At 60.5% G+C, this 21,235-nt stretch carries 18 protein-coding genes; 4 read left to right on the top strand and 14 right to left on the bottom strand.

What is annotated here, in order from left to right:
* Positions 1 to 9: 9 nt before the first annotated feature.
* Complete coding sequence (locus AC24GY_RS28250) at positions 10 to 930, bottom strand: alpha/beta hydrolase (protein WP_487689920.1); 921 nt, start codon at positions 928 to 930, stop codon at positions 10 to 12.
* Positions 931 to 943: 13 nt separating this feature from the next.
* The gene (locus AC24GY_RS28245; RefSeq protein WP_487689917.1) at positions 944 to 3,757 is read right to left on the bottom strand and encodes a PVC-type heme-binding CxxCH protein; all 2,814 of its coding nucleotides are present in this window, start codon (positions 3,755 to 3,757) and stop codon (positions 944 to 946) included.
* Positions 3,758 to 3,898: 141 nt separating this feature from the next.
* Between AC24GY_RS28245 and lnt the strand changes: the two genes are divergently transcribed.
* Complete coding sequence (gene lnt, locus AC24GY_RS28240) at positions 3,899 to 5,605, top strand: apolipoprotein N-acyltransferase (protein ID WP_422323610.1); 1,707 nt, start codon at positions 3,899 to 3,901, stop codon at positions 5,603 to 5,605.
* Between the two features lie 6 nt (positions 5,606 to 5,611).
* On the opposite strand, the gene AC24GY_RS28235 is transcribed toward lnt, so the two are convergent.
* The 10 genes from AC24GY_RS28235 to AC24GY_RS28190 form a co-directional block, all read right to left on the bottom strand.
* Positions 5,612 to 6,886 carry a hypothetical protein gene (locus AC24GY_RS28235; RefSeq protein ID WP_487689914.1) on the bottom strand — a complete coding sequence of 425 codons (1,275 nt, stop codon included), beginning with the start codon at positions 6,884 to 6,886 and terminating at the stop codon, positions 5,612 to 5,614.
* A gap of 191 nt (positions 6,887 to 7,077) precedes the next feature.
* The gene (locus tag AC24GY_RS28230; protein ID WP_395731191.1) at positions 7,078 to 8,181 is read right to left on the bottom strand and encodes a type IV pilus twitching motility protein PilT; all 1,104 of its coding nucleotides are present in this window, start codon (positions 8,179 to 8,181) and stop codon (positions 7,078 to 7,080) included.
* A gap of 38 nt (positions 8,182 to 8,219) precedes the next feature.
* Complete coding sequence (locus tag AC24GY_RS28225; protein ID WP_422323606.1) at positions 8,220 to 9,323, bottom strand: type IV pilus twitching motility protein PilT; 1,104 nt, start codon at positions 9,321 to 9,323, stop codon at positions 8,220 to 8,222.
* A 15-nt stretch (positions 9,324 to 9,338) separates the two neighbouring features.
* Positions 9,339 to 9,740 (bottom strand): hypothetical protein, encoded by a 402-nt coding sequence (locus AC24GY_RS28220; RefSeq protein ID WP_487689911.1) that lies wholly within the window; start codon positions 9,738 to 9,740, stop codon positions 9,339 to 9,341.
* Positions 9,713 to 10,114 carry a phage holin family protein gene (locus AC24GY_RS28215; protein ID WP_487689908.1) on the bottom strand — a complete coding sequence of 134 codons (402 nt, stop codon included), beginning with the start codon at positions 10,112 to 10,114 and terminating at the stop codon, positions 9,713 to 9,715. Before AC24GY_RS28215 ends, AC24GY_RS28220 begins: the two co-directional genes overlap by 28 nt.
* Positions 10,115 to 10,138: 24 nt before the next feature.
* On the bottom strand, positions 10,139 to 10,504 hold the full coding sequence (locus AC24GY_RS28210; protein WP_487689905.1) for an ElaB/YgaM/YqjD family protein: 366 nt from the start codon (positions 10,502 to 10,504) through the stop codon (positions 10,139 to 10,141).
* Positions 10,505 to 10,618: 114 nt separating this feature from the next.
* A complete protein-coding gene (locus AC24GY_RS28205; protein ID WP_487689902.1) occupies positions 10,619 to 11,272 on the bottom strand; it encodes a hypothetical protein in 654 nt (217 codons plus the stop codon).
* A 99-nt stretch (positions 11,273 to 11,371) separates the two neighbouring features.
* Positions 11,372 to 11,800 (bottom strand): hypothetical protein, encoded by a 429-nt coding sequence (locus AC24GY_RS28200; RefSeq protein WP_487689899.1) that lies wholly within the window; start codon positions 11,798 to 11,800, stop codon positions 11,372 to 11,374.
* Between the two features lie 50 nt (positions 11,801 to 11,850).
* Entirely contained in the window at positions 11,851 to 13,560 is a 1,710-nt protein-coding gene (locus AC24GY_RS28195) for an arylsulfatase (protein ID WP_487689897.1), read from the bottom strand.
* A 25-nt stretch (positions 13,561 to 13,585) separates the two neighbouring features.
* Positions 13,586 to 14,212, bottom strand: a complete 627-nt coding sequence (locus AC24GY_RS28190) for a hypothetical protein (RefSeq protein ID WP_487689894.1) — start codon at positions 14,210 to 14,212, stop codon at positions 13,586 to 13,588.
* Positions 14,213 to 14,315: 103 nt separating this feature from the next.
* Between AC24GY_RS28190 and hrpB the strand changes: the two genes are divergently transcribed.
* On the top strand, positions 14,316 to 16,892 hold the full coding sequence (gene hrpB / locus AC24GY_RS28185) for an ATP-dependent helicase HrpB (RefSeq protein ID WP_487689891.1): 2,577 nt from the start codon (positions 14,316 to 14,318) through the stop codon (positions 16,890 to 16,892).
* Between the two features lie 297 nt (positions 16,893 to 17,189).
* Positions 17,190 to 17,597, top strand: coding sequence for a hypothetical protein (locus AC24GY_RS28180; RefSeq protein ID WP_422318923.1), 408 nt, complete (start codon positions 17,190 to 17,192; stop codon positions 17,595 to 17,597).
* Positions 17,598 to 17,609: 12 nt separating this feature from the next.
* Here AC24GY_RS28180 and AC24GY_RS28175 read toward each other — a convergent pair whose 3' ends face one another.
* Together AC24GY_RS28175 and AC24GY_RS28170 are read right to left on the bottom strand one after the other, a co-directional pair.
* Complete coding sequence (locus tag AC24GY_RS28175) at positions 17,610 to 18,620, bottom strand: zinc-dependent alcohol dehydrogenase family protein (RefSeq protein WP_487689888.1); 1,011 nt, start codon at positions 18,618 to 18,620, stop codon at positions 17,610 to 17,612.
* A gap of 743 nt (positions 18,621 to 19,363) precedes the next feature.
* Positions 19,364 to 19,963 carry an LOG family protein gene (locus AC24GY_RS28170; RefSeq protein WP_487689885.1) on the bottom strand — a complete coding sequence of 200 codons (600 nt, stop codon included), beginning with the start codon at positions 19,961 to 19,963 and terminating at the stop codon, positions 19,364 to 19,366.
* Between the two features lie 77 nt (positions 19,964 to 20,040).
* On the opposite strand from AC24GY_RS28170, the gene AC24GY_RS28165 reads away from it, so the two are divergent.
* Complete coding sequence (locus AC24GY_RS28165) at positions 20,041 to 20,973, top strand: amidohydrolase family protein (RefSeq protein ID WP_487689882.1); 933 nt, start codon at positions 20,041 to 20,043, stop codon at positions 20,971 to 20,973.
* Positions 20,974 to 21,235 lie beyond the last annotated feature (262 nt).

The following is a 21,235-nucleotide window of genomic DNA, read 5'->3' as shown; positions in this document are numbered from 1 at the left end:
CAGGGACTTTCAGCGCGGCGGATTGGTGCTCTCTGCCGGCGCGACCGCGCTGAAAGTGAGCTGCTGCAGGAAATGATACAACGCTTGCTTCCACTCCGGGGCGTCGTGTTCGTGGTCAGTGACGTGCCATACATGCGGTATGGCCTGGGCCTTCAGCCAGGCATGGAAGTCTTGGCTGATGGAAAAGAGCCCATCCTTGCTGCCGCAGGAAAGCCAGAGCAGGCGGAGGTGTTTGGCTGCATTGGCGTTCGGCAGCAGTTCGGCGGGTTTGCGGGTGTTGGGTGCGGAGGAGAAGCCGCCGACCCATGCAAAGAGTACGGGATGACCCAGACCGAAATTCAGCGCCTGCCCGCCGCCCATGGAGAGCCCTGCCAGTGCGCGGTGATCGCGGTCTGCCTGCACGGCATAGCGTGCCTCAATGGTTGGGATCACATCGTCCAGCAGATCTTGCTCAAAAACCGCAAAGGCTGGCGCATGCTTGAAGACATCGCCTGTGGGCCGGTCGTTTTTCTGCGCCCGGCCGTTTGGCATGACCACGATCATTGGCACCGCTTTCCCATCAGCGAGGAGATTGTCCAGCAGCACGTCCGGGTGGGCGAAGCGTTCCCACTCTGTTTCATCGCCGCCGATGCCGTGCAGCAGGTACAGCACCGGCAGTTTTTTCTCCGGCGTGTAACCGGGGGGTGTGTACACATTCATCCGCCGCCGCGTGCCCACGGTCTTGGAGTCGTACTCGATCATCGTTAGTTTGCCGTGAGGGATACCCTCCCGCCGTTTGTCCCAGCCTTCGGGTGGTGGGGGAAAGGCGGGGCGGTCATCTTCCTTCAGCACGATCGGGCCCCACGACTTGCGCGGCTCGCTTTCGACTGGCTGTGAAAGGGCAGGGGAAGTGGTCAGGACAAAGAGAAGGGCGCGCGCAATAAGGTTCATGGCAGGTGCTGCTTCACTTCAGGCTCATGATGAACGCCTTCACATCGGCGAACTCCTGGGGCTTTAAGATGAGGTTCATCGGTGGCATCGGAGAGATGGGTGTGGCGGTGTAGCCTTCGGCGAGTTTGGCGTTCGGATTGGTGAGGCTTTCGAGGATGTAGGCGGCGTCCTTGCGCGTGGCGATGCCGTCTAGCGCTGGGCCGACGGCGCTGCCCTGGCCTTTGAGCATGTGGCAGTTTTTGCAGGCTGCCACGGGATGCTCCCAGAAGATTTTCGCGCCGCGTGTCACGTCGCCAACGAGCTTGGATTCATCGTCTTCGATTTCGGGGATCAGTTCCACCAGGCGCACATCGTCAAAGTAGGTGTCGCCTTTGCCCACGTGCAGGAGGTTGATGCTCGCCTTGTCGCGGGTCTTGCTGTTGAAGGTGACATCGACTTCGGTCCAGTCCTGCGTGCGTTTGACTGCCGTGGTCTCAGCGCGGCCGAGGTGGTCGTTGAGGCTGGCCTTGCCACGGAAGCCGTGGGTCTTGATCCAGGCGCTGAGTTTGTACTCCGTGTTCGGCTTCAGCGGCACGTCGGCGAAGAAACTGGTGTCAGCATCATCGCGGGTGATGACACGGAAGGACTGCTTGCCGCTGTGGATCATCTTCTCATCGGTGACGATGCTCCATTCGGCCCCAGCATTGCCGGGCTTCGTGCCGTAGTCGCGGTGCTGCCATGCGGTGGGCGTTTTGGAGCCTTCCGCGATTTCTTCAAAACCGGGGTTCGGCAGGAGGTTGGGGCCTTCCTTGTAGTTCAGCGCCTTGTGTTTCTTGCTCAGCATCTTGGCGGCTTCGGCCAGCCATTCGTCATTCTTAACCACCGGATCAATGGCGAGCTTTTTCACGAGCGTCTGGATCTCTGGCGTGGTGGGGAAGTCTGCGAGCTTCACGAAAGCGGCGAGGCGTGTGTGCAGATCGGGATCGGAGATGGTACCGGAGCCGAAGAACAAGTCCTGCGCGGCTTTGTCGTTGCCAAGAGCGCGAATCGCATTGCGGCGGAGTTTGGCGTCTTTGGAGATGAGCGCGGTTTGGTGGGTTTTGGCGTCGAGGATGCCAAGACCGTGAAGCGTCCATAAGGCATGGATCGCTTGGGCACCCTCCATCGGCGCCAACTTGGCATGCAACCCATCAGATAAGGTGACCTTCTTCTCGATCAATTGTCTCTGTGCATTCAAGCGGCTGTAGAGGGAGCCTGCTTCCAAGTTATTAAGAACATCCGTCGGTGTCGGCGGAGGTTGCGGAATTGCCCCAGACCAGTGGTAGCCCTTTTTCACAATCCTGTAAATCCGCCCGCGGCTGTGGTCGCGCAGATCATTCTCATGCGCGCCGCCTTTGCCGGTGGTGGCCACGAAGCCGCCGCGTTCCATGCTCGGCGTGGGATTGTGCTGGATGATGAAGTTTTGGAAATCGGCCACCCATACCGCGCCATCGGGACCGACTTCGGCGTGGACGGGGGAGTTCCATTCATCGCTGCTGGCGTAGATGTTCATGAAGTCGAGCGCCTTCCAGCCTGCGCCATCGGGCTGCACATCGAAGAGGGAGACGACCTTCATGGTCGGCTCGCAGACCATGGCCTTGCCTTGGAAACGCTTCGGCAGATTGCCGCTGTAGATGAAGTTGCTGCCTGCTGCGGAGGTGTAGCCGCCAAAGACATCCACCTGACGGAAGTTCGGCGTGATGGTGTGGCAGGCCTCGACCACGTTGATCTTTTTGGCTGTCATGCCGCGTGAGCCCTCTGGATAAACGGTTCCAGGAATGCCGCCAAAGAAGATGGGTGCGCCGTTCGCGGTGCCACCGAACTGATCGCCCACATCGTTGGTGCTGTGCGCCCAGGCATTGTTGGTGAACTGATGGAGGAACTCGATGGCGCTGCCGTCCGCCTTGAAGCGATACGTTCCCATGGCGAACTGATGCTTCTTGCCGCCGACGTAACCTTCGATGCCGCTGTAGCCCACGCAGCCGTAGAGCCAGTTGTCGAAGCCGTAGTGGAGATTGCTGGCCTGGGCATGGGTGTCGCGGATGCCCCAGCAGTCGATCACGGTTTCACGCACATCGGCTTTGTCATCGCCGTTGGTGTCCTCGAGGTAGATGAACTTTGGCGGCGCAGCCACGATGATGCCTTTGCGCGCAAACACGATGCCGGTGGGGAGGTTGAGCTTGTCGGCGAAGACGGTGAACTTGTCTGCTTTGCCATCGCCGTCGGTGTCCTCACAGATCTTGATGCTGTCCTGGCCTTCGCCGCTGTCGGTCACGCCATGGGGATAGTCGCGTGTTTCCACCACCCAGCAGCGGCCACGCTCATCCCAGGCGAAGGCGATGGGCTTGGCGATGTCCGGCTCGCTGGCGAAGAGTTTCAGCTCACAATCCGCCGGCACCTGTGTGCGCTCCATGCTGGCTTTCACGCTCATGGGCAGTTGCAGTGTTAGCGGTTCAGGGCGCTTCTCGTAATTGGCCACCTGCGGGTGCTTCTTGCGCTCTTCGGGATCGCGCTGTTTGAGGAAGGCTTCGTAGCTGGCTTTGCGCTCGGCGCTGAGTTTGGAAAGGATGGCGTCGCGGCTCAGATCGCTGCCGGGCTTGACGATGAGGTCGTAGTTTTCGGCATTCAGCTCCTCCTTGGCATAGTCAAACCAGATCGCATCGCGTCCCAGATCACGCATGGCCTCATGCAGCGGACCGACGGCGGTTTGCTCCTTGCCCTCGGCATCCAGATACAGCACGCGGATGGGGCCGGTGGGCGCGGCATGGGCTAAAACGGCGGTGAAGAGGATGAGCAGGATTGCTTTCATGGTTGGTGATGTGAAATCTCACTCGAAATAACGCTTTCTGGCCAGCCTGATGTGCGGACAACTTTTGGGAGGAATCGGACACAGTGAAAATGACGGAATGTACGTTTGGCTTTTCGTCTGGCGGCGGCATGATCCCGGCCCGTGACTGATACCAAACGACTGCGCCTGTTCATGCTCATTGCCCCGCTGCTCAGCGGGATCATTCTGACCTTTGCCTTTCCAGGCTGGAATTCCAATCTCGCAGTCTGGCTCTGGCTCCTGCCTTTGCTGGCCGTCTTGTGGCCATGGAAGCATGCAGAGGGTGTCAAAGTGCGTCCGTTTTGGCGCGGCTATCTGGCCGGACTGGCCTTCTTTCTGATCAATCTGAAGTGGGTGCATCATTCGGCGCGCGTGAGGCTTGGCAATGCGATTGACGACTCCTGGTCGGGGCTGCTGCCGGAGCTCGCAGGATTCGGCGCGCTGGTCGGCCTGTCTGGATACTGCGCGGTTTACTTTGGTCTGTGGGCCTGGTTCACGCATCGCTTTGCACGGCCCCATGTGACCACGCTGACCAAGGATGCGTGGTGGCCGAGCACGCTGCATTCCCTGGCGTGTTCCTTTCTCGCTGCTTCGGCATGGGTGGCATGTGAATGGCTGCGCAGCACGACGGTCTTCACCGGCTTTGGTTGGAACGGTCTCGGAGTGGGAATGCAAGGCATGCTGCCTCTCATTCAGGCAGCGGATTTGGTGGGCGTTTTTGGCCTGTCATTTTTGCCGGTGTTTGTGGCCTGCACGGCGTGGAACACGATGACGCGGCTCATCATCGCTTACCGCGGAGAGGGCACGTGTAAAACGCGGCTCGACTTCACCATGGCTTTGATCCTCATGCTCAGCACGGCGGGTTATGGAATGCTGAAGCTGACCGCCAAAGAGCAGGACGCCATCACCGTGCGCACCGTTCTGGTGCAGCCCAACGTGTCGCTGGTGGATGCCGCGACGGGCAGGCTGGCGGAGCAAACGTATCAGCACCTCGATCAGTTCACCCGCATGTATGGCACGGCGAAGGAGGGCAAGACCTCCACGGATCTCATCATCTGGCCGGAGAGCGCGCTGCCGGTCAATCTGGAGGACCGGTATCACTATCTCCCGCAGGACTTTCATCGAAATTACTTCAATGACATGCTGCAGGCCGGAGACTTCAGCCTCTTCTTTGGCACGGATCTCTATAAAAGCGCTGAGATCGGGCATGTGTCTGCCGTGCTGTTTCGTGGCAGCGCCGAGCATCGGCAGGACTACCACAAGGTGCATCTCGTTCCCTTTGGAGAATACCTGCCGCTGAAAAGCATCCCGCCTTTTTCCTTTTTGAGCAGCATGTTTGAAGGAGCTTTTACGCCGGGAGCCAAAACCGAGCCGATGCTGCTGGAGCAGCCGCAGGTGCAGATCATCCCGCTCATCTGCTTTGAAGACACCGTGGGCAGTCTGGCGCGCAAGTTTGTGCGCGAGGCGCCGCAGATGATCGTGAACATCACCAACGATGGCTGGTTCCTCCAAAGTGAAGAACCCGAGGTGCATCTGACCAATGCGCTCTTCCGTGCCATTGAGCTGCGCCGCCCCATGGTGCGTGCCACGAATACGGGCGTGAGCTGCTTCATCGACACCTGTGGCCGCATCACCTCCAGGCTGAAAGATCCTGAGACGGGTTCAACCTTCATCGAAGGAACGCTTCCCGGCGAGGTCAAGGTGCCGCGTGCGGGGCACCTGACGCTCTATGCACGTTACGGAGACTGGTTTGCGCTGACGCTGCTGGGCCTCTGCGTGGCCGTATGGATCTACTGCGGATTGATCCGGAAAACGAACGCGCTTCCTTGAGCGGACTCAGTCACCCCGCCACCAGGAGCGCCAGGTGGGCCGTGGCTTGGGATCATGCTGAGATTGCAGCGGTCCCGGAAAGTGGGCGTCGTTGGCGTTCTCGGCGGGAGGGGCGGCGCTGTCTTCGTTGGAGAATGGCTTGGCGAAGTTCTGAGGGGCAAATTTGGATTTCGCGGTGACGGAGTTTTGCATCGGCGCACGCGGGCGCAGGATGATCTCGGCTTCGACCACGGTGCCTGCCGTTTGAGGCTGAAAGGGAACTGCGGGCGTCGTTGCAAAGACGTCCGGTTCTGGCTGCCAGGGATTGTGAGGTGCTGCGGCGAGCGGGGGATCGAAGGATGCTTCGCCAGGGGCCGCCAGCTCTACCGGGATCTCTGGCGCTGCTGCTACTGCTGCTGTGGGCAGAGGTTCAAAAAAGGGTGCTGGTTCCCACACATGGGCCGCAACGGACGGGGCCGGTGATGGCATGGGGGGCACGGGTGTGAATGGAGGCGCTAGCTGGATTTCATCTGGAAATGCCGCTCCTTGGAACACCGCAGTGGAAAAGAAGAGCGGTGGCCCGGGCTCTTCATGCTGTACAGGGGCGCTGGAAAACATGTGGGAGCGCGCAGGCTCCAGGCTGCTCTTGGGGGCTTCTTGCAGCACGGGTGTGCTGAAGAACATGTCGCCGACGGGTGGGACGTAGGGCGCGGATTCGTTCAGGCTCGGCAAGGGATCTAGACCGAGAGTCCATGCGCCATCTGCTGCAAGGGGAAGCGAGGGAGGGGGCGGTGTATGCAGCAGAACTTCCGCAGGCACGGGTGGAGGCGGCGTCTGCTGCAGTAGTTGCAAGGTCGGTGCCTCCTGAAAAAATAGCGGAGGCGGAGGAGGGGCTTCCGGCTCTTGTTCTGCTTCTACCGCTTCCTCGATCTCGGGAGCAGGTGCTGGAATCGGCTGCGCGGGTTCAGTGAGGTCGGCAAAGGAATCGTTGTCCGGTGGTGATGAACTGGGGAATCCCTCAAATTCATCCAGAAGGAAGGATTCCGGCTGGTAATCTTCTTCGGGCTCTTCTGGCGTGATCTCGGCTGCGGAGAAATCAATGACAGGGGCCTGCTCTTCGCGAATGATCTGGCGGGAAAGCCACTGTTCGACCTGGCTGTCCACGGGGATTTCGGGCGCGAGTGGAGCAGGGGGCGGCAGGCTCTTTGGCGTGGCCGGTGGCGGCGGAGCGGCGGTCTTTTTCTGCTTCAGCATCGCCATGGCCGCAGCACCCGCAGCGAATAGAAGGGGAGCTTTGCCCATGCGTGCGGCAATGACTCCACCAAGAGCCGTGGCCGCAAGGATTGCCAACGGGCCAGGCTCATGACTGGTGCGTTGCGGCTGTTCTGACGAATGGTCCTCGGAAGCCGTGCTCATCCTTGAATTAAAACGATGTTAATTCACCGCAGAAGCTGCGGCAAGACTCAACTGCTTCACTACCAGTCTGCTGCTGACTATTTGTTGGCATCGCCACCGCTGGCGACGGCAAGGCCGGCATCCTCGGGAGGAAGGAAGGCTTTGAAGCGGTTTTTGTCGATGGCCTTCATGTAGGCTTCCATCGGGGTGACGTAGCCGTCACGGAGCTTCTGCCAGATGGCTTCGTCCATGAACTGCATGCCCTGGGATTTGCCGCCGATGATGACGTCGTAGAGCTTCTGGGTGGCACCTTCACGAATGATGGCGCCGACGGCGGGATTGGACACCATGATTTCATTCACGGCGGCACGGCCCTTGCCATCCGACTTCTTCATGAGGAGCTGGGCGACCACGCCTTTGAGCGAAGCGGCGAGCATGGTGCGCACCTGGCTCTGCTGATCGGAGGGGAAGACGTCAATGATACGGTCAACGGTTTTGCGGGCGTTGTTGGTGTGCAGGGTGCCAAAGACGAGCAGGCCGGTCTCCGCTGCCGTAAGGGCCAGCGAGATGGTTTCAAGGTCGCGCATTTCGCCCACAAGCACGATGTCCGCATCTTCACGCAGAGCGGCGCGCAGGCCGTCGGCGAACGACGGGGTCTGGATGGGCACTTCACGCTGGGTGATGATGCTCTTCTTGTTGCGGTGCACGAACTCGATCGGTTCTTCGATCGTGATGATGTGGCGGCGGAAGTTGGTGTTGATGTAATCCAGCAGGGCGGCCAGCGTGGTGGATTTGCCCGAACCGGTGGGGCCGGTGACGAGGACCAAGCCGCTGCGCATGTGGCCGAACTCCTTGACCACAGGCGGGATGCCGAGCTGCTCCAGACTGGCGATCTTGGTGGGAATGATACGGAACACCGCGCCGTAGCCGTGCTGCTGGCGCAGGTAGTTGCAGCGGAAGCGGTTGTCCGCATCCATCTCGTAGGCGAAGTCGAGGTCTCCCTTTTCCTTGTAGCGGTCCCAGGCGCGTGGCTCGCAGATTTCGCGCATCATGGTCTCCATGAGGCGCTCGTCCAGGATCTGGTCGGAGATGGGCTTGATGCTGCCGTGCACGCGCACCTTGGGCGGCTGCTTCTGGCTGAGGTGAAGGTCGGATCCGCCCAGTTCGATGAGCTTCTGGAAATATTGATCAATGATTGGCATGAGACGTTCGCAGTGGTCGGTTGGCGTGGCAGAGGGCCTCAGGATTCGAAGAATTTCTTCATCATGATCTTGTCCTCGGCGCGGAACTCGCATTCTTCGCGGCTGATCTGCCCGGAGGAGTACAGATTGCGCAAGGAATCATCCATGGTGATCATGCCGACGCCTTTGCCGGTCTGCATGACACCCGCGAGCATGTAGGTCTTGCCTTCACGGATACAGTTGCCGACGGCGGGGGTGTTGACGAGCACTTCGAGCGCCATGACGCGGCCGGTGCCGTCGATCTTGGGAACGAGCTGCTGGGAGAGAATGCCGCGCAGGGATTCAGACACCATGATGCGGATCTGATCACGCTGATCGATGGGGAACACATCGAGAACACGGTCCAGGGTGCGGGCGGCGCTGCCGGTGTGCAGGGTGCCGAGCACAAGATGGCCCGTTTCTGCTGCGGTGATGGCCAGGGAGATGGTTTCAAGGTCGCGCATTTCACCCACCATGATCACGTCCGGGTCTTCACGCAGGGCACCGCGGAGAGCGGCGGCAAAGGAGGCGGTGTGGGTGTGAACTTCGCGCTGGTTCACGTGGCAGCCCTTGGGCTCGATGATGTATTCGATCGGGTCTTCCAGGGTGATGATGTGATCCTGCCGCTCTTCGTTGATGGAATCAACCAGCGCGGCCAGCGTGGTGGACTTGCCGCAGCCGACAGGACCGGTGACGAGGATCAGGCCGTTGTGGAAACGGGTGAGCGTCTTGGCCGTGGCGGGCAGGCCGAGATCTTCGACGGACTTGATGCTGGTCTTGATGACACGGAACACCATGTCAATGCCCAGACGCTGCTGGACGACGGAGGAACGGAAACGACCGAACGGAGGCGAGTAGGCGAAATCAACATCACCACGAGATTCGAGCTGTTTGACGTGGGCCTCTCCCAGAAAGCCGTAGGCGAGGCGGCGGGCATCTTCCGGGGTGAGAATTGCCGCATTGTCCCAGATGGGCTGTAGATTGCCGTAGCGGCGCCAGACAGGTTGTGCGCCGGTGGCGAGATGCAAGTCAGACGCATCATACTCCATGCAAAAACGCAGGTAGTCGTCCACGGAGCCTAAAACAGGAAGAAGATCTTGTGGGGGTTGGTTGGGATCGGACATGAAAGGGTGATGACGCTAGACTGCTTCGGAATCCGGGACGTTCGGAGATATTTTCTGGCGCAGGTAAGTTTCAAACAACTGAGTGCCGTAATTCATCAATGATTTACGTGCAAGACCAAGCAAAGGACTGAGGAGCAGAGCAAACAAACCGCTTCTCTGAGCGCCACTAAGGGAACCTTCAGTATGGGGGGCTGTGCCCCGTGAGGGCCAGACGGCCTTCAGCACCGCCAGACCTGCGACGGCGGCGGCTCCAATCCACAGCGCACGGTGCTTTTCCACGCTGCGGGTGATGAGGGCCCGCGGACTCCATTCATCCACCGCATGGGCGGCATGATGCGCCAGAGACGCACGGGCGTCTTCCAGATCACGCAAAGCCTGCTGCTTTGGAGTTAGTTGTTCTTGTTGCTGGCGAGCCATTCGCGATCCCGGCGGAATTGATTGAATGATTCCTCAAAGAGCTGCATGCCGCGCAGCCTGGACTTCAGTCCGGCGAGCAGCAGCACGCCGAGGAAGAGATGAATGCCGGCACCGGCAAGAGCCACCCGCGTCCAGTGCCAGCCATTGGAGTCTGCGATGATCCAGACGAGTGCGGGGGCGGCCAGCATCCAGCCGATGACGAAGGCGGCAAAGGCCAGCATGAACATGCCGGAGAGATTGGTGAGGCGGCTGCCCGCCTCCTGGCCTTCAATGTGCAGCAGGCGGCCGCGTGCCTCAATGTACAAGGCGACGGCGCGCAACAGTCCTGTTGCGCTGGCGCGTTCCTCGGGGGCGGGCGGCGTGCCGGGGTTCATGAAAAGGGGGGCGCGATGTAAGAATCAGCGACGCAGAATGGCCCCGACGACGAACCCAATGCCAAAGGCGGTGAGCAGGGCCTGCAGCGGCTTTTCACGGGCGAATTTTTCTGCCTCGGCGCGCAGGTCATCATAGCGCACACGCGCTTCACTGAAAGTGTGGTCGGCAAATTCTCCGGCCTTTTCCTTGATGTCGGTGGCCTTTTGTTCGGCGGTGTCGCGGAACTGCTGCGCCTTTGTTTCCGCAGCGGCACGGAATTCAGACGCCTTTTGCGCAGCTGCGGCACGGAGCTCCTCGGCGGCTTTCAAGGCGCTGGCTTTCGCGGCTTGAAAGGGGTCATGTGCAGGACTGCTTCCAAAGACGGAATCTGCGGTGGGGTTGTCAGTCATGGTGCAAAAAGTGTGGGGGGTGGCGTGCAGGGCTAAGGGCCTGCTTTACTTCCCTGAATAAAGACGGTCTCTCACGCTTGGCGAGAGGAAAAAACATTTGGTCGATTTCTTCGATCAGGCGCTGCGAACCACGCCCCGAGGGGGGCTTTTCCGCATGGCCGGGGCTGGCATTCTGCGTCGTGCGAGCAGCAAGGCACGCTGCAGCGCAGAGTTCTGCTGTCTGGCATTGGCGATTTCCGCCTTGGCGGCAGCAAGCTCAGACTCAAGCGACTGGATGCGCAGCGTGTCCATGGCGGGCAACGGAGGCAAGGATGCCGCAGGCGGAGGCGGGGGAGGCTTGGGAAGAGCGGTGGTGAAGGGTGGTGGAAGTACTGCGGCTGCCGGCTTTGGCTGGGCGGCCAGCGCGGCCTCAAGTTCGGAGATCTTGGCAAGTGCGACCGCCAGCGTCTGCTGATGCACGGCATCCATTTCCTTCAGGGCATTGGCACCACCCTGATCCACCTGCAGCAGCCGGTGTGAAAGTTCACTGCGCAGGGCATCAAACTGCCGCTGGGTTTTGGCTCTCCAGGACATGGCGTCATGGTGGACGGAGGTGACCTCCAACTGCTGCAGCACAGACTGCTTTTCCATCCTGGTGATTTCAACTTCCATGCGGTGGTTGGCACGGAGGAGCCGAAAGGTGCGAACCAAGGAAAGCAAAAACAAGCCTGTAACGATGCTGAGTGCGATGATCAAAGCCAGAAGCTCCTGAGACAGTTCACTATTCATTCCTGTGTATGCGGCAAATGTTGTTTCAAATCAATTTTGTGGGAGGTACTCGGCTTTCGCAGAATTTCAATTCCGCGAGCCTTTCCGAGATGGCGTGGTTCAGGAGATGTTCAGCGCCGGAACGGGCAATACTGGTTTCTCTTCCGGCGCTACAATCTTCGCCAGCACGGCGGGTGGCGGCGGTGATGGTGCAAAGACTTCAGTCGGCTTGACGGCGGTTTCACAGCGCTGCTGGACTTCCTTGTAACGCAGTTCGGATTCTTCGAGACGTTTGGAGAACTCCGCACGGAAAGAATCAAACATGCGCTGCAGTTCTCCGCGCCAGGCATTGGAATCCGAACGAACCGAGAGGAGCGCCTGATGCTGGTTGATCACCTGCTGCTCCATTTTGGAGGTGCTTTCGCGCAGGCGGGAGTTGGTGCGCAGCAGAAACACAATCCTCACCATCGAGATGAGAAGCAGGCCTCCAACGATTGCCAGACTCAGTTTCAGCGTGGGAACATCGAGAGCAATTTTGGAAAGGTCCATAGGTAAGGACGTGAGCATGTTTCGTTCCAAAATCAATGAGGCCTGCTCATTTATTTAGACCGTTTGCCCTTCGCATTTTTGACAATGCCCGGCTTTTTCCAAGCGCCGACGGGCAGCACTTGCGCGCGTGCCGCCCAAGTTTCCCATGCTGCGGACATGGCTTGTACGCGCTCGGGTTCTGCCGTGGCGAGGTCATGCATCTCAGCACGGTCCTGGTCGATGTTGTAGAGTTCCCAGGGCTTGTTTTCCTTGGCCACGAGCTTCCATGGACCGGCGCGATGAGCACGGTTGCCTTCATGTTCCCAGAAGATGGAACGCGTTGTTGAACTCTGGCCCTTGAAGATGGGAATCAAACTGATGCCTTCTTTGGGGCGGATGGCCTGGCCGTTGAATTCGGCGGGATAGCTTGCTTCGGCCACGTCGGCGCAAGTGGCCATGAGATCGATGAGATGGCCGGGCTGCGTCTCTATTTTACCATGCTGTGCCTCTGGAATCCCTGAGGGCCAGTGGGCGATGAGTGGTGTGGAGATGCCGCCTTCATGCACGAAGTGTTTGTACTCACGGTGCGGTGTGTTGGAGACATTGGCCCAGGCTTCGCCATAGGCGATGTAGTCGTTCGGTCCGCCCGGCATGATGCCCTGGCCCTGCTTAACGGGGTTGCCGTCGCGCGTTTGTTTGGGGATGATTTCCGTCCGCACTGCATCCTGTGCGATCACCGGAAATGTCTTCTCATTGAATGCCGGCGGCTTGGCCTGGCGCCCGATGCCTTCCTGGCAGCCGCCGTTGTCTTGGAGAAAAAGAATGAGCGTGTTTTGCAGCAGGCCCTTTTTTTCCAGCGTGTCCACCACGCGGCCGATGCCCTGATCCATGCGGTCGATCATCGCGGCATAAGTTTCCATGCAGCGTGTTTCCCACTCCTTGTCTTTGACCTGTGTCCAATCGCCGAAGGTTGGGGAGAGCTCCGCGTTCTTGGCGATCAATCCCATCTGCCGCATGCGCAGCAGGCGTGCCTGACGCATGGATTCGTAGCCTGCGTCATACTTGCCTTTGTACTTGGCCACGTCTTCCGGCAGCGCATGCATGGGCCAGTGCGCGGCGGTGTAGGCCATGTACATGAAGAAAGGCTTGTCCTTCTGCGCGGTGGCATGCTCATCAATGTAGCGCACCGCGTGGTCGCTGATGGCATCGGTGTAGTAGTACTGCTTGGGCTGGTACTCAGCATCGGCAAACGGCGAGATCATCGTGTCATCGCGGGTCAGCGTGCCGGGATCGTAGAAACTGCCGGCGCCGGTGATAGTGCCGTAGAAGCGGTCGAAGCCACGATGCAGCGGCCAGTTGTGCTTGGGGCCTTCCGGCTGCGCGTGCTTGGTGACGTGCCATTTGCCCACGGCGTAGGTGCGGTAGCCTGCCGGTTTCAATACTTCCGCAATGGTCACGCAGCGGTTGTTCAGATCGCCGCGATAGCCATCGTGACCGCGATCTTCCATCATGTGTCCGATGCCCGCCTGATGTGGATACAGCCCGGTCAGCAACGACGCGCGCGTGGGGCAGCAGCGCCCGGCGTTGTAGAACTGGCTGAGCCGCACGCCACCCTTCGCGAGGCGGTCCAGATTCGGCGTTTGGATTTCGCCGCCGTAGCAACCGAGGTCCGAGAAACCCATGTCATCCGACATGATGAGGATGATGTTTGGCTGGGCTGCGCGCAGGGAGGCAGCCGTCAGCAACAGGGACGCGAGGGAAAGCAGAAGGCGGTTGGACATGGCGGGAAACACAAGGCTGCTGAACTCACTTCACCTCCGTCACGTCCACCACATTGAGCTGGATGAACTGGCCGTTGAAGGGCTGCGGGGCAGGGGAGACTTCGGGGACGACGAGTTTGGCGAAGTTGGTGATCATGTGGCCGTTCTGGCCGTTGCCGTGAAGGGTGAGCGTGGCGCCGCCTTCGACTTCGATGGTGGCGGTGTAGTCGATGGTGAAGATCTTGTGCCCCACCTTATCCTGGCGGTTGAAAAAGAAATGCTGCGCCGGGGCGGAGACGGTGAGCTGGTAGATGTTGTAGGTGGCGTTGTTGGGTGCGCCGCCGATGTGGAAGTATTCGCCCACCTGCTGGCCGTCCTTGTACATCATCGGCTCCACCACGCCGCGAACGCGGAGGGTGACCTTGTAGCGCTTGCCAGCCTCGCCGCCAAACTTGCGCACGTCGGTGAACTTGTCGTTGGTCGCGGGATCGTTCGTCGCACGCGCGGAGATGCCGTCAGCGCCGGGCTTGGGGTTTTCCGGCATGGGGTCCTTGCAGGCGAATTCGAAACGGTAGCCATCCAGACTGGCGGCGACGGCTTTCAAATCCTCCGCTTGAGAAGCTGGTGCGACGCAGAGGGTGATGGCGAGGAGGAGGGAGGAAAGGCGGTGCATGGAGGGTGGGTTGGGTGAACCGACGAAACGCAGGCCGTGGATGGAATCCACCATCGTTCGTCGAAAAAGATGAAGTTCTGGTTTATAGCGAGCGCCCCACTTCATGCCTGCCCCTACTGCGCTCCCCATTTGGAAAATTCACGCCGACATCCTGCGCACGCTGCAAGGCGGCAATCGCCTGGTGCTGGTGGCGCCGACGGGCTCCGGCAAGACGACGCAGGTGCCGCAGATGCTGCTGGATGCAGGTGTGGCGGGAGACAAGATGATCGTGGTGCTGCAGCCGCGCCGCGTGGCCGCACGCACGGTGGCGGCACGTGTGGCCTCGGAGCGCGGAGGGAAGCTGGGCGCGGAAGTGGGTTATCAGATCCGCTTTGATGACCACACCAGCGTGGGCACGCGGATCTGCTTTGTCACGGAAGGGATTTTGCTGCGCTGGCTGCAGGATGATCGTGCTTTGTCGAAGATCGGTGCGGTGGTGTTTGATGAATTCCATGAGCGCAATCTGCTCAGCGATGTCGCGCTGGCATTGGTGAAGGACTTGCAGCAGAGCCAGCGGCCCGATCTGGTGATGCTGGTGATGTCCGCCACGCTCGATGCGGAGCCGGTGGCCGCGTATTTGAACTCGTGCCCCATCCTTGTCTCCGAAGGGCAGAGCTTTCCTGTGGAGGTGGGCTATCTGCCGGTGCCTGATCAGCGTCCGTTTACGGTGCAGGCAGCGGAGGCGGTGGAGCGCATTCTTTATGAAGGCGAGCCCGGCGACATCCTTGTTGAAGGCGAGCCCGGCGACATCCTTGTCTTCATGCCAGGGCGTGGCGAGATCAATGGCACGTTGGACGCACTGAGAGGCATGAGAACGCAGGAGCGGGTGGCCTGCATTCCTTTGCATGGCGAACTGGAGCCGCAGGAGCAGGACCGCGCCTTTGCGCCGAACGCGCTGCGCAAAGTCATCGTGGCGACGAACGTGGCGGAGACGAGCATCACCATCGACGGCATCCGCCACGTGGTGGACAGCGGCGTGGCACGCGTGGCTCGTTACGACGCCGAACGTGGCATCGGCACGCTGTTGCTGGAACCGATCAGCCGTGCCAGTGCAGATCAGCGCAAAGGTCGTGCTGGCCGCACCGCGCCGGGCACCTGTCATCGCTTGTGGACCTCCATCGGCCACCAGACCCGCGAGGAGCGTAACACGCCGGAGATTCAGCGCAGCGACCTTGCCGAGGTCGTGCTGCTGCTGCACTCGCTCGGCATCCAGGAAGCCGCTACGTTTGACTGGCTGGACAAACCGGACCCCCAGGCCGTGGTGCGTGCGGAGAAGCTGCTGACCATGCTGGGAGCCCTGCACGAGGGCAGGGCGGAGCTCACCCCGGTGGGCCGCCAGATGCTGCGCCTGCCGATGCACCCGCGCTACTCGCGCATGCTCATCGAGGCCAGCCAGCGCGGCTGCGTGCCGGATGCGGCCCTGTGCGCTGCCCTCGTCAGCGGGCGTGATTTGCTGGCGCGATTGGATCGCGATGATGCGCAAATGAAAGGCCTGCGCGAGATGTTTGAGGACAGCGGGGACTCGGACTTCATTACGCTGATGAGGGCCTATGAGTTCGCCAAAGACAACGGCTTCAGCTTTGAGCGCTGCCGCAGCCACGGCATCAATGCGCAGGTGGCCCGGCAGGTGGAGCAGACCTGCCAGCAGATCCTAAACGCCGCGCAGCAGCAGCGGCTGTATGATCGCGACGGCGGGACCACGGCCAAAAGTGACGAAGCCCTGCTGCGCTGCCTCATGGCCGGATTCGTGGATCAACTGGCCAAACGCCGCATGCCCGGCAAGCCCGAGTGCGATCTCACCGAGAACCGCCAAGGCCAGCTTGTGCGTGAGAGCGTGGTGCAGGAGGCTGCGTTTTTCGTGGCCGCCAATCTGCGTGAAGCACCCTCGCGTGGGCCCAATCCGCTGACGCTGCTCAGTCTCGCCACCGCCGTGCAGCCGGCGTGGATCGCGGAGATGTTTCCGCAGCATCTGAGCACCACGGTGGAGCATCTGTTTGATGCGCAAAACAAGCGTGTGGCCGCGATGAAGGTGGTGCGCTACCGCGACCTCGTGATCGAGCAGAAGGCGCAGCAGCGCGATCTGGATCCCATCGCCAGCGGGCGCTGCCTCGCGGAGGCGCAGCGTGCGGGAGCCTTTGACCTGCCGCTGATGGATCATCGGCTGAAACAGTTCATGGCGCGCGTGGATCTCGTTCACGCCACCTTGCCCGAGCTGGAGTTTCCGCGCTTTGATGCGGAGGCCGTCACCGCGTGCCTCGGCCGTGCGTTCAAAGGTCTCTCCTTGGTGAAGGAAGCGCAGGCCGCGCCGCTGATGGCCGCCTTCCATCAGCATCTGGCCCAGGGGCAGGTGAGCTGGCTGGATGAACTGGTGCCGCTTTCCATCCCGTGGCCCGCTGGCGGGAGCCCGAAGGTCTCCTATGCGGGCGAGTCACCGGAAGTGCAGGTGAAGCTGCATGAGTGCTTCGCGCTCACGGAACACCCGACGCTGTGCGAAGGGCGGCTGCCGGTGATGCTCATTCTCTGCACGCCAGATGGGAAGAAGCTGGCGACCACGAAGGATTGGTCTGCCTTTGTCGCGCGTGAATGGCCGAAGCATCGGCAGGCTGTGGCGAAGAAGTTCTCGGGGCTGTTGTGGCGGTAGGTGCGGCAGTGCTATCGCATGCGCGAAGCGTCTGATATGGACTGCGGTTGCGGAGCGAGGAACGAGCGCAGCCACCGCTTTCGCAGGCAGGACGGCTGTCCATCGCGCCACAGACCTTTCGCCGACACTCACCCTAAGGCGCTCGCAGGCCGATGCCCTCCCGCGGATCACGAGACGTTCGAAAGCGGTAGCTGCATTCGTGCCTCGCTGCGCAACCGCACTCCAAATGGGGGGGGGCATCTCTGGGCACTTCAGCCTGCTTGATCTAGATGAGTTTTGCGATACGTCACAACGCCCATGTCCGCCTTTGCGTCCCCCATTGCCTACTACCTTGAACGTTACCACCAGGACGACACCGAGAATGCTTTTTTTGGACTGACTGAGCTGGATCATGAGGCGCTGCCAGAGCTGACGGCGGAGTTTCGTGCGGCCACGGATCCAGACCTGCGTGACTTCCTCCTCCATGTGATTTGGGAGCACCGGCAGACCTCGGTCATTCCGTTGCTGGGCGAGGCATTGAGAGAAGGGGAGAAAGCCGTCTGGAGGCAGGCCATGAATGGGCTGGTGGCGCTGGCTTGTCCTGAGGCCATTGAAGAATTGGGCTCAGCAAAAACGCGTGAGTTTCCCCGCCCGCGTGACACCGAGGAGTTTCGCAGTTGGCTGAAGGAAGCGATTGAGCAGGCAACACAGGGCTGTGGGAGTTAGCCGAAAGCCGCCTCACACCCGGATCACAATCTTCCCAAAATGCTTCCCACTCGCGATGCGCTGGAAGGCTGCCGGAGCGTCTTTGAACTCGAAGGTGGAGTCGATCACAGGCTGCAGTTTCACGCGCTCCATCTCCGCCAGCATCTGGGCAAACATCTCGCGTGAGCCGACGTAGATGCCGTCCAGTCGGATGCCTTTGCGCAGGATCTGCACGGTCTGCACTTCGCCGCTGGTGCCCGTGAGCACGCCGATGAGGGCGATGTGACCGCCGAAGCGCGTGGCTTTGACCGAGCGATTGAGCGTCTCAGGGCCGCCGATCTCGACGACCTTGTCCACGCCCAGGCCACCGGTTTGCATCACGGCCCACGTATCCCAGTCGGGATCGGTCTTGTAGTTGTGCACGGCATCAGCGCCGAGCTGGAGGAGGTGCTTGGCTTTGATATCGCAGCTCGTCGTGGCCAGAACGCGTGCGCCGGCCAGTTTGGCAAACTGCAGGGCGAAGACGGAGACGCCGCCGGTGCCGAGGATGAGGACGGTTTCTCCGGCCTTCAGCCCGCCACGGCAGTGCAGGGCATCCCAGGCGGTGACAGCGGCGCAGGGCAGGGTGGCGGCGGCTTCGGTGGAAAGGTAGTCAGGGATGGGCAGCAGGCTCTCGGCGCGGATGACCGCCAGCTCGCGCAAAAGGCCGTCCACGGCACCGCCGAGCGCCCCGGAGGCATGAGCCTGGCTAAACTCCCCCTCCATCCAGGTGGGCATGAAGGGGCAGACGACGCGGTCGCCGGGATTGAACTGGGTCACGCCTGCGCCCACAGCCGCCACCTCGCCCGCGCCATCGGAGCAGGGAATGCGGGGCACCGGGCCGGTCACTCCACGAATGCCCATGACGTTCATGTAGTCGCGGTAGTTCAGGCAGGTGGCCCGGATGCGGACCAAAACCTCTCCATGGCCGGGCGTGGGATCAGGCAGGGTCACGGCCCGCAGGGAGTCGAGGCCGGTGGTTCCGGTGATTTGGTAGGCGTGCATAGGGCGGGAAGTAGGAGTTGGTGGCGAGGCTACCGGAACTCACTGCGGCAACAAGGTGGAAGTGAGGCTTCGAGGTTTCTCGGAAACAAAGATTTCTGAGGTTTTGCCCAGACAGAAAAACATTCTCCACATGGGGTGTGAACAATTTGCTTGCGATTCACACACAGGGAATGCCGGGGCAGAGCTAGAAAGGCGAGATTGTCAAAAATGAAAGTATTTATGTTGGAAACGAAATAATGACGCCATGAAATCCATAGGTGGAAAATGGCGGTTTGCTCACAGCCTGACCTCGCTGCCTTCTCTGCCTGCCCGTAGAAGGGGCTGTACCTGCAAATGGGGGCGGATGTGAGCGCTCCTTGGCTGTGTTAATGGTTTGCAAATCGTTGATAAACAACGAATTAAAAATGTTATTGGCTGGATGGAGGCAGGGTTCCTACAGTCCGCTGCCTAGTTAGGTGGTCGGCCTATTGTGTGTCGAAATCGTTGCACAACGAACCCTCCCTGCACGTTCCACGATTCAAACACAAGGGTTCCACGCTCAAGGTTTTGTTCCTGATCTGTGACAAACTCTTGGGGAAAATTTCTAGCTTTTGATTCCTCAAGACACAGAAGTGAGAGTTCTCAATTGTTTGTGAATAACCTGTCAAGAACTCCACTTTGCGTAGGGAGAAACTGGGAACAATCGAGTGCCCTCCGGGGCAAATGGGATCTGACGAAAGGGTGCGTGCCCGGCGTGCCCAAGACTAGCGCGCCTCAGCGGCCAGTTTCTCGATCCATTTGCCCAAATCCGGCGGCCGGAAGGCCTCCATGCGGGCCAGCAGGGCGGTGGGTTGAGTCTCAACCAGGACACAGGCGGCGTGCTCGGGCTTGAGAAAGCCGCTCTGGCTCATGTGGGAGATGAATTCAATGAGGCCGTCGAAAAAGCCGCCCACATTCAGCAGGCCCACGGGCTTGTCGTGAAAGGAGAGTTGCAGCCAGGTGAGGGTCTCGAACAGCTCATCCAGCGTGCCAAAACCGCCGGGCAGGGCGATGAAGCCGTCGCTGAGGTCCACCATGAGCTGCTTGCGCTCGTGCATGCTGCCGACCACGTGCAGCTGCGTCACACCGCCGTGGCCGAGCTCCTTTTCCATGAGGGATTTCGGGATCACGCCGATGACCTCTCCCTTTTGCGAAAGCGCCCCGTCCGCAATGGCTCCCATCAGGCCCACATTGCCACCGCCATAGACGAGTCCGATGCCGCTCTGCGCGAGAAACGCACCTAGATCATGCGCGGCGGCGCGGTGGAGGGGATCGCTGCCAGAGGAGGAGCCACAGTAAACACAGATTCGGCGCAGTTGGGACATGGGGGCATGATGAATGATTTCTGCTGCGGGTGCAAAGGCTTGCGCAAAAGGGAAGTTCTTCGCTACGATTAGTGAAGATGAACCCGACACGCCGCTCCTTCCTTGCCTCCTCTGCCGCTGCCGCTCTCACAGGCTGCAATCTTTTCTCACCTTCAGGAAAAGGAAACTGGATCGACGCGCATGTGCATGTGTGGACGCCCGACGTGCAGAAGTACCCGCTGGCCCGTGGGTTTGCCGTCAGCGACATGCAGCCGCCGAGCTTCACGCCGGAGCAGTTGTTTGCCCACTGCAAGCCGGAGGGGGTGAACCGCATCGTGCTCATCCAGATGAGCTACTACCAGACGGACAACAGCTACATGCTGGACATGATGCGTGCGCATCCCGGTGTCTTCAGCGGCGTGGCCATCGTGGACGAGCATGCTGCAGGGCTGGCTGACACGATACGCGGCTTGGTGAAGCAGGGCGTGCGCGGCTTCCGCATCACACCTGGCAAGGTGAAGAACCTCTCTGACTGGCTGGGCTCTCCGGGCATGGCCACGCTGTGGAAGACGGCGGCGGAGCTGAAGGTGAACGTCTGCCCGCTGATCAATCCGGACACGCTGCCGCTGCTGGACAAGATGTGCGAGTGGTACCCGGACACCGGCGTGGTGGTGGATCACTTCGCCCGTCTGGGCATGGCTGGGCCGGCCAAGCCTGAGGAGGTGCAGAACCTGCTGCGTCTGGCACGGCATGCCAAAACGCACGTGAAGGCCTCCGCCTTCTATGCCCTGGGCGCGAAGAAGGCCCCTTATACTGACATGGGTCCGCTGGTCCGTCAGGTACGGGATGCCTTCGGCCCCCAGCGTGTGATGTGGGCCAGCGACTGCCCCTTCCAGGTGGAGCACGGGCACAACTACCACAACGCCATCGCGATCATCCGGGATCGTCTCGATTTCCTCACGGAGCAGGACAAAGCGTGGATGCTGCGCGGCACAGCCGAGAAGGTGTTTTTCTCGGCGGCGGCGGTGTAGGTGGATTCAATCTAATATCACGATTCGCTGAAAACAGGTCTGCCAATGAGCGGGTGAGGCCACTCCACTCGAAACGGCTCAGGGCTTCATTTGAGATCCTGATGGCAGGTGACAGAAGGCTCACTGGGGCAGGACGTGGGCGCTTGGGCGGGAGCTTTGAAAAAGGGGGGGATGTGAAGCGGCAGCAGACCACGCTGGGACGAAGGAATCTACGGACGCGCACAACGCGTCCCTAGTGTGCTTGGCATGAACATGAACTAAT

This window comes from Prosthecobacter sp. Pr1 (assembly GCF_057652315.1).
Note: the sequence above shows the minus strand (reverse complement) of the source record. Positions and strands in the feature narration are given on the sequence as shown.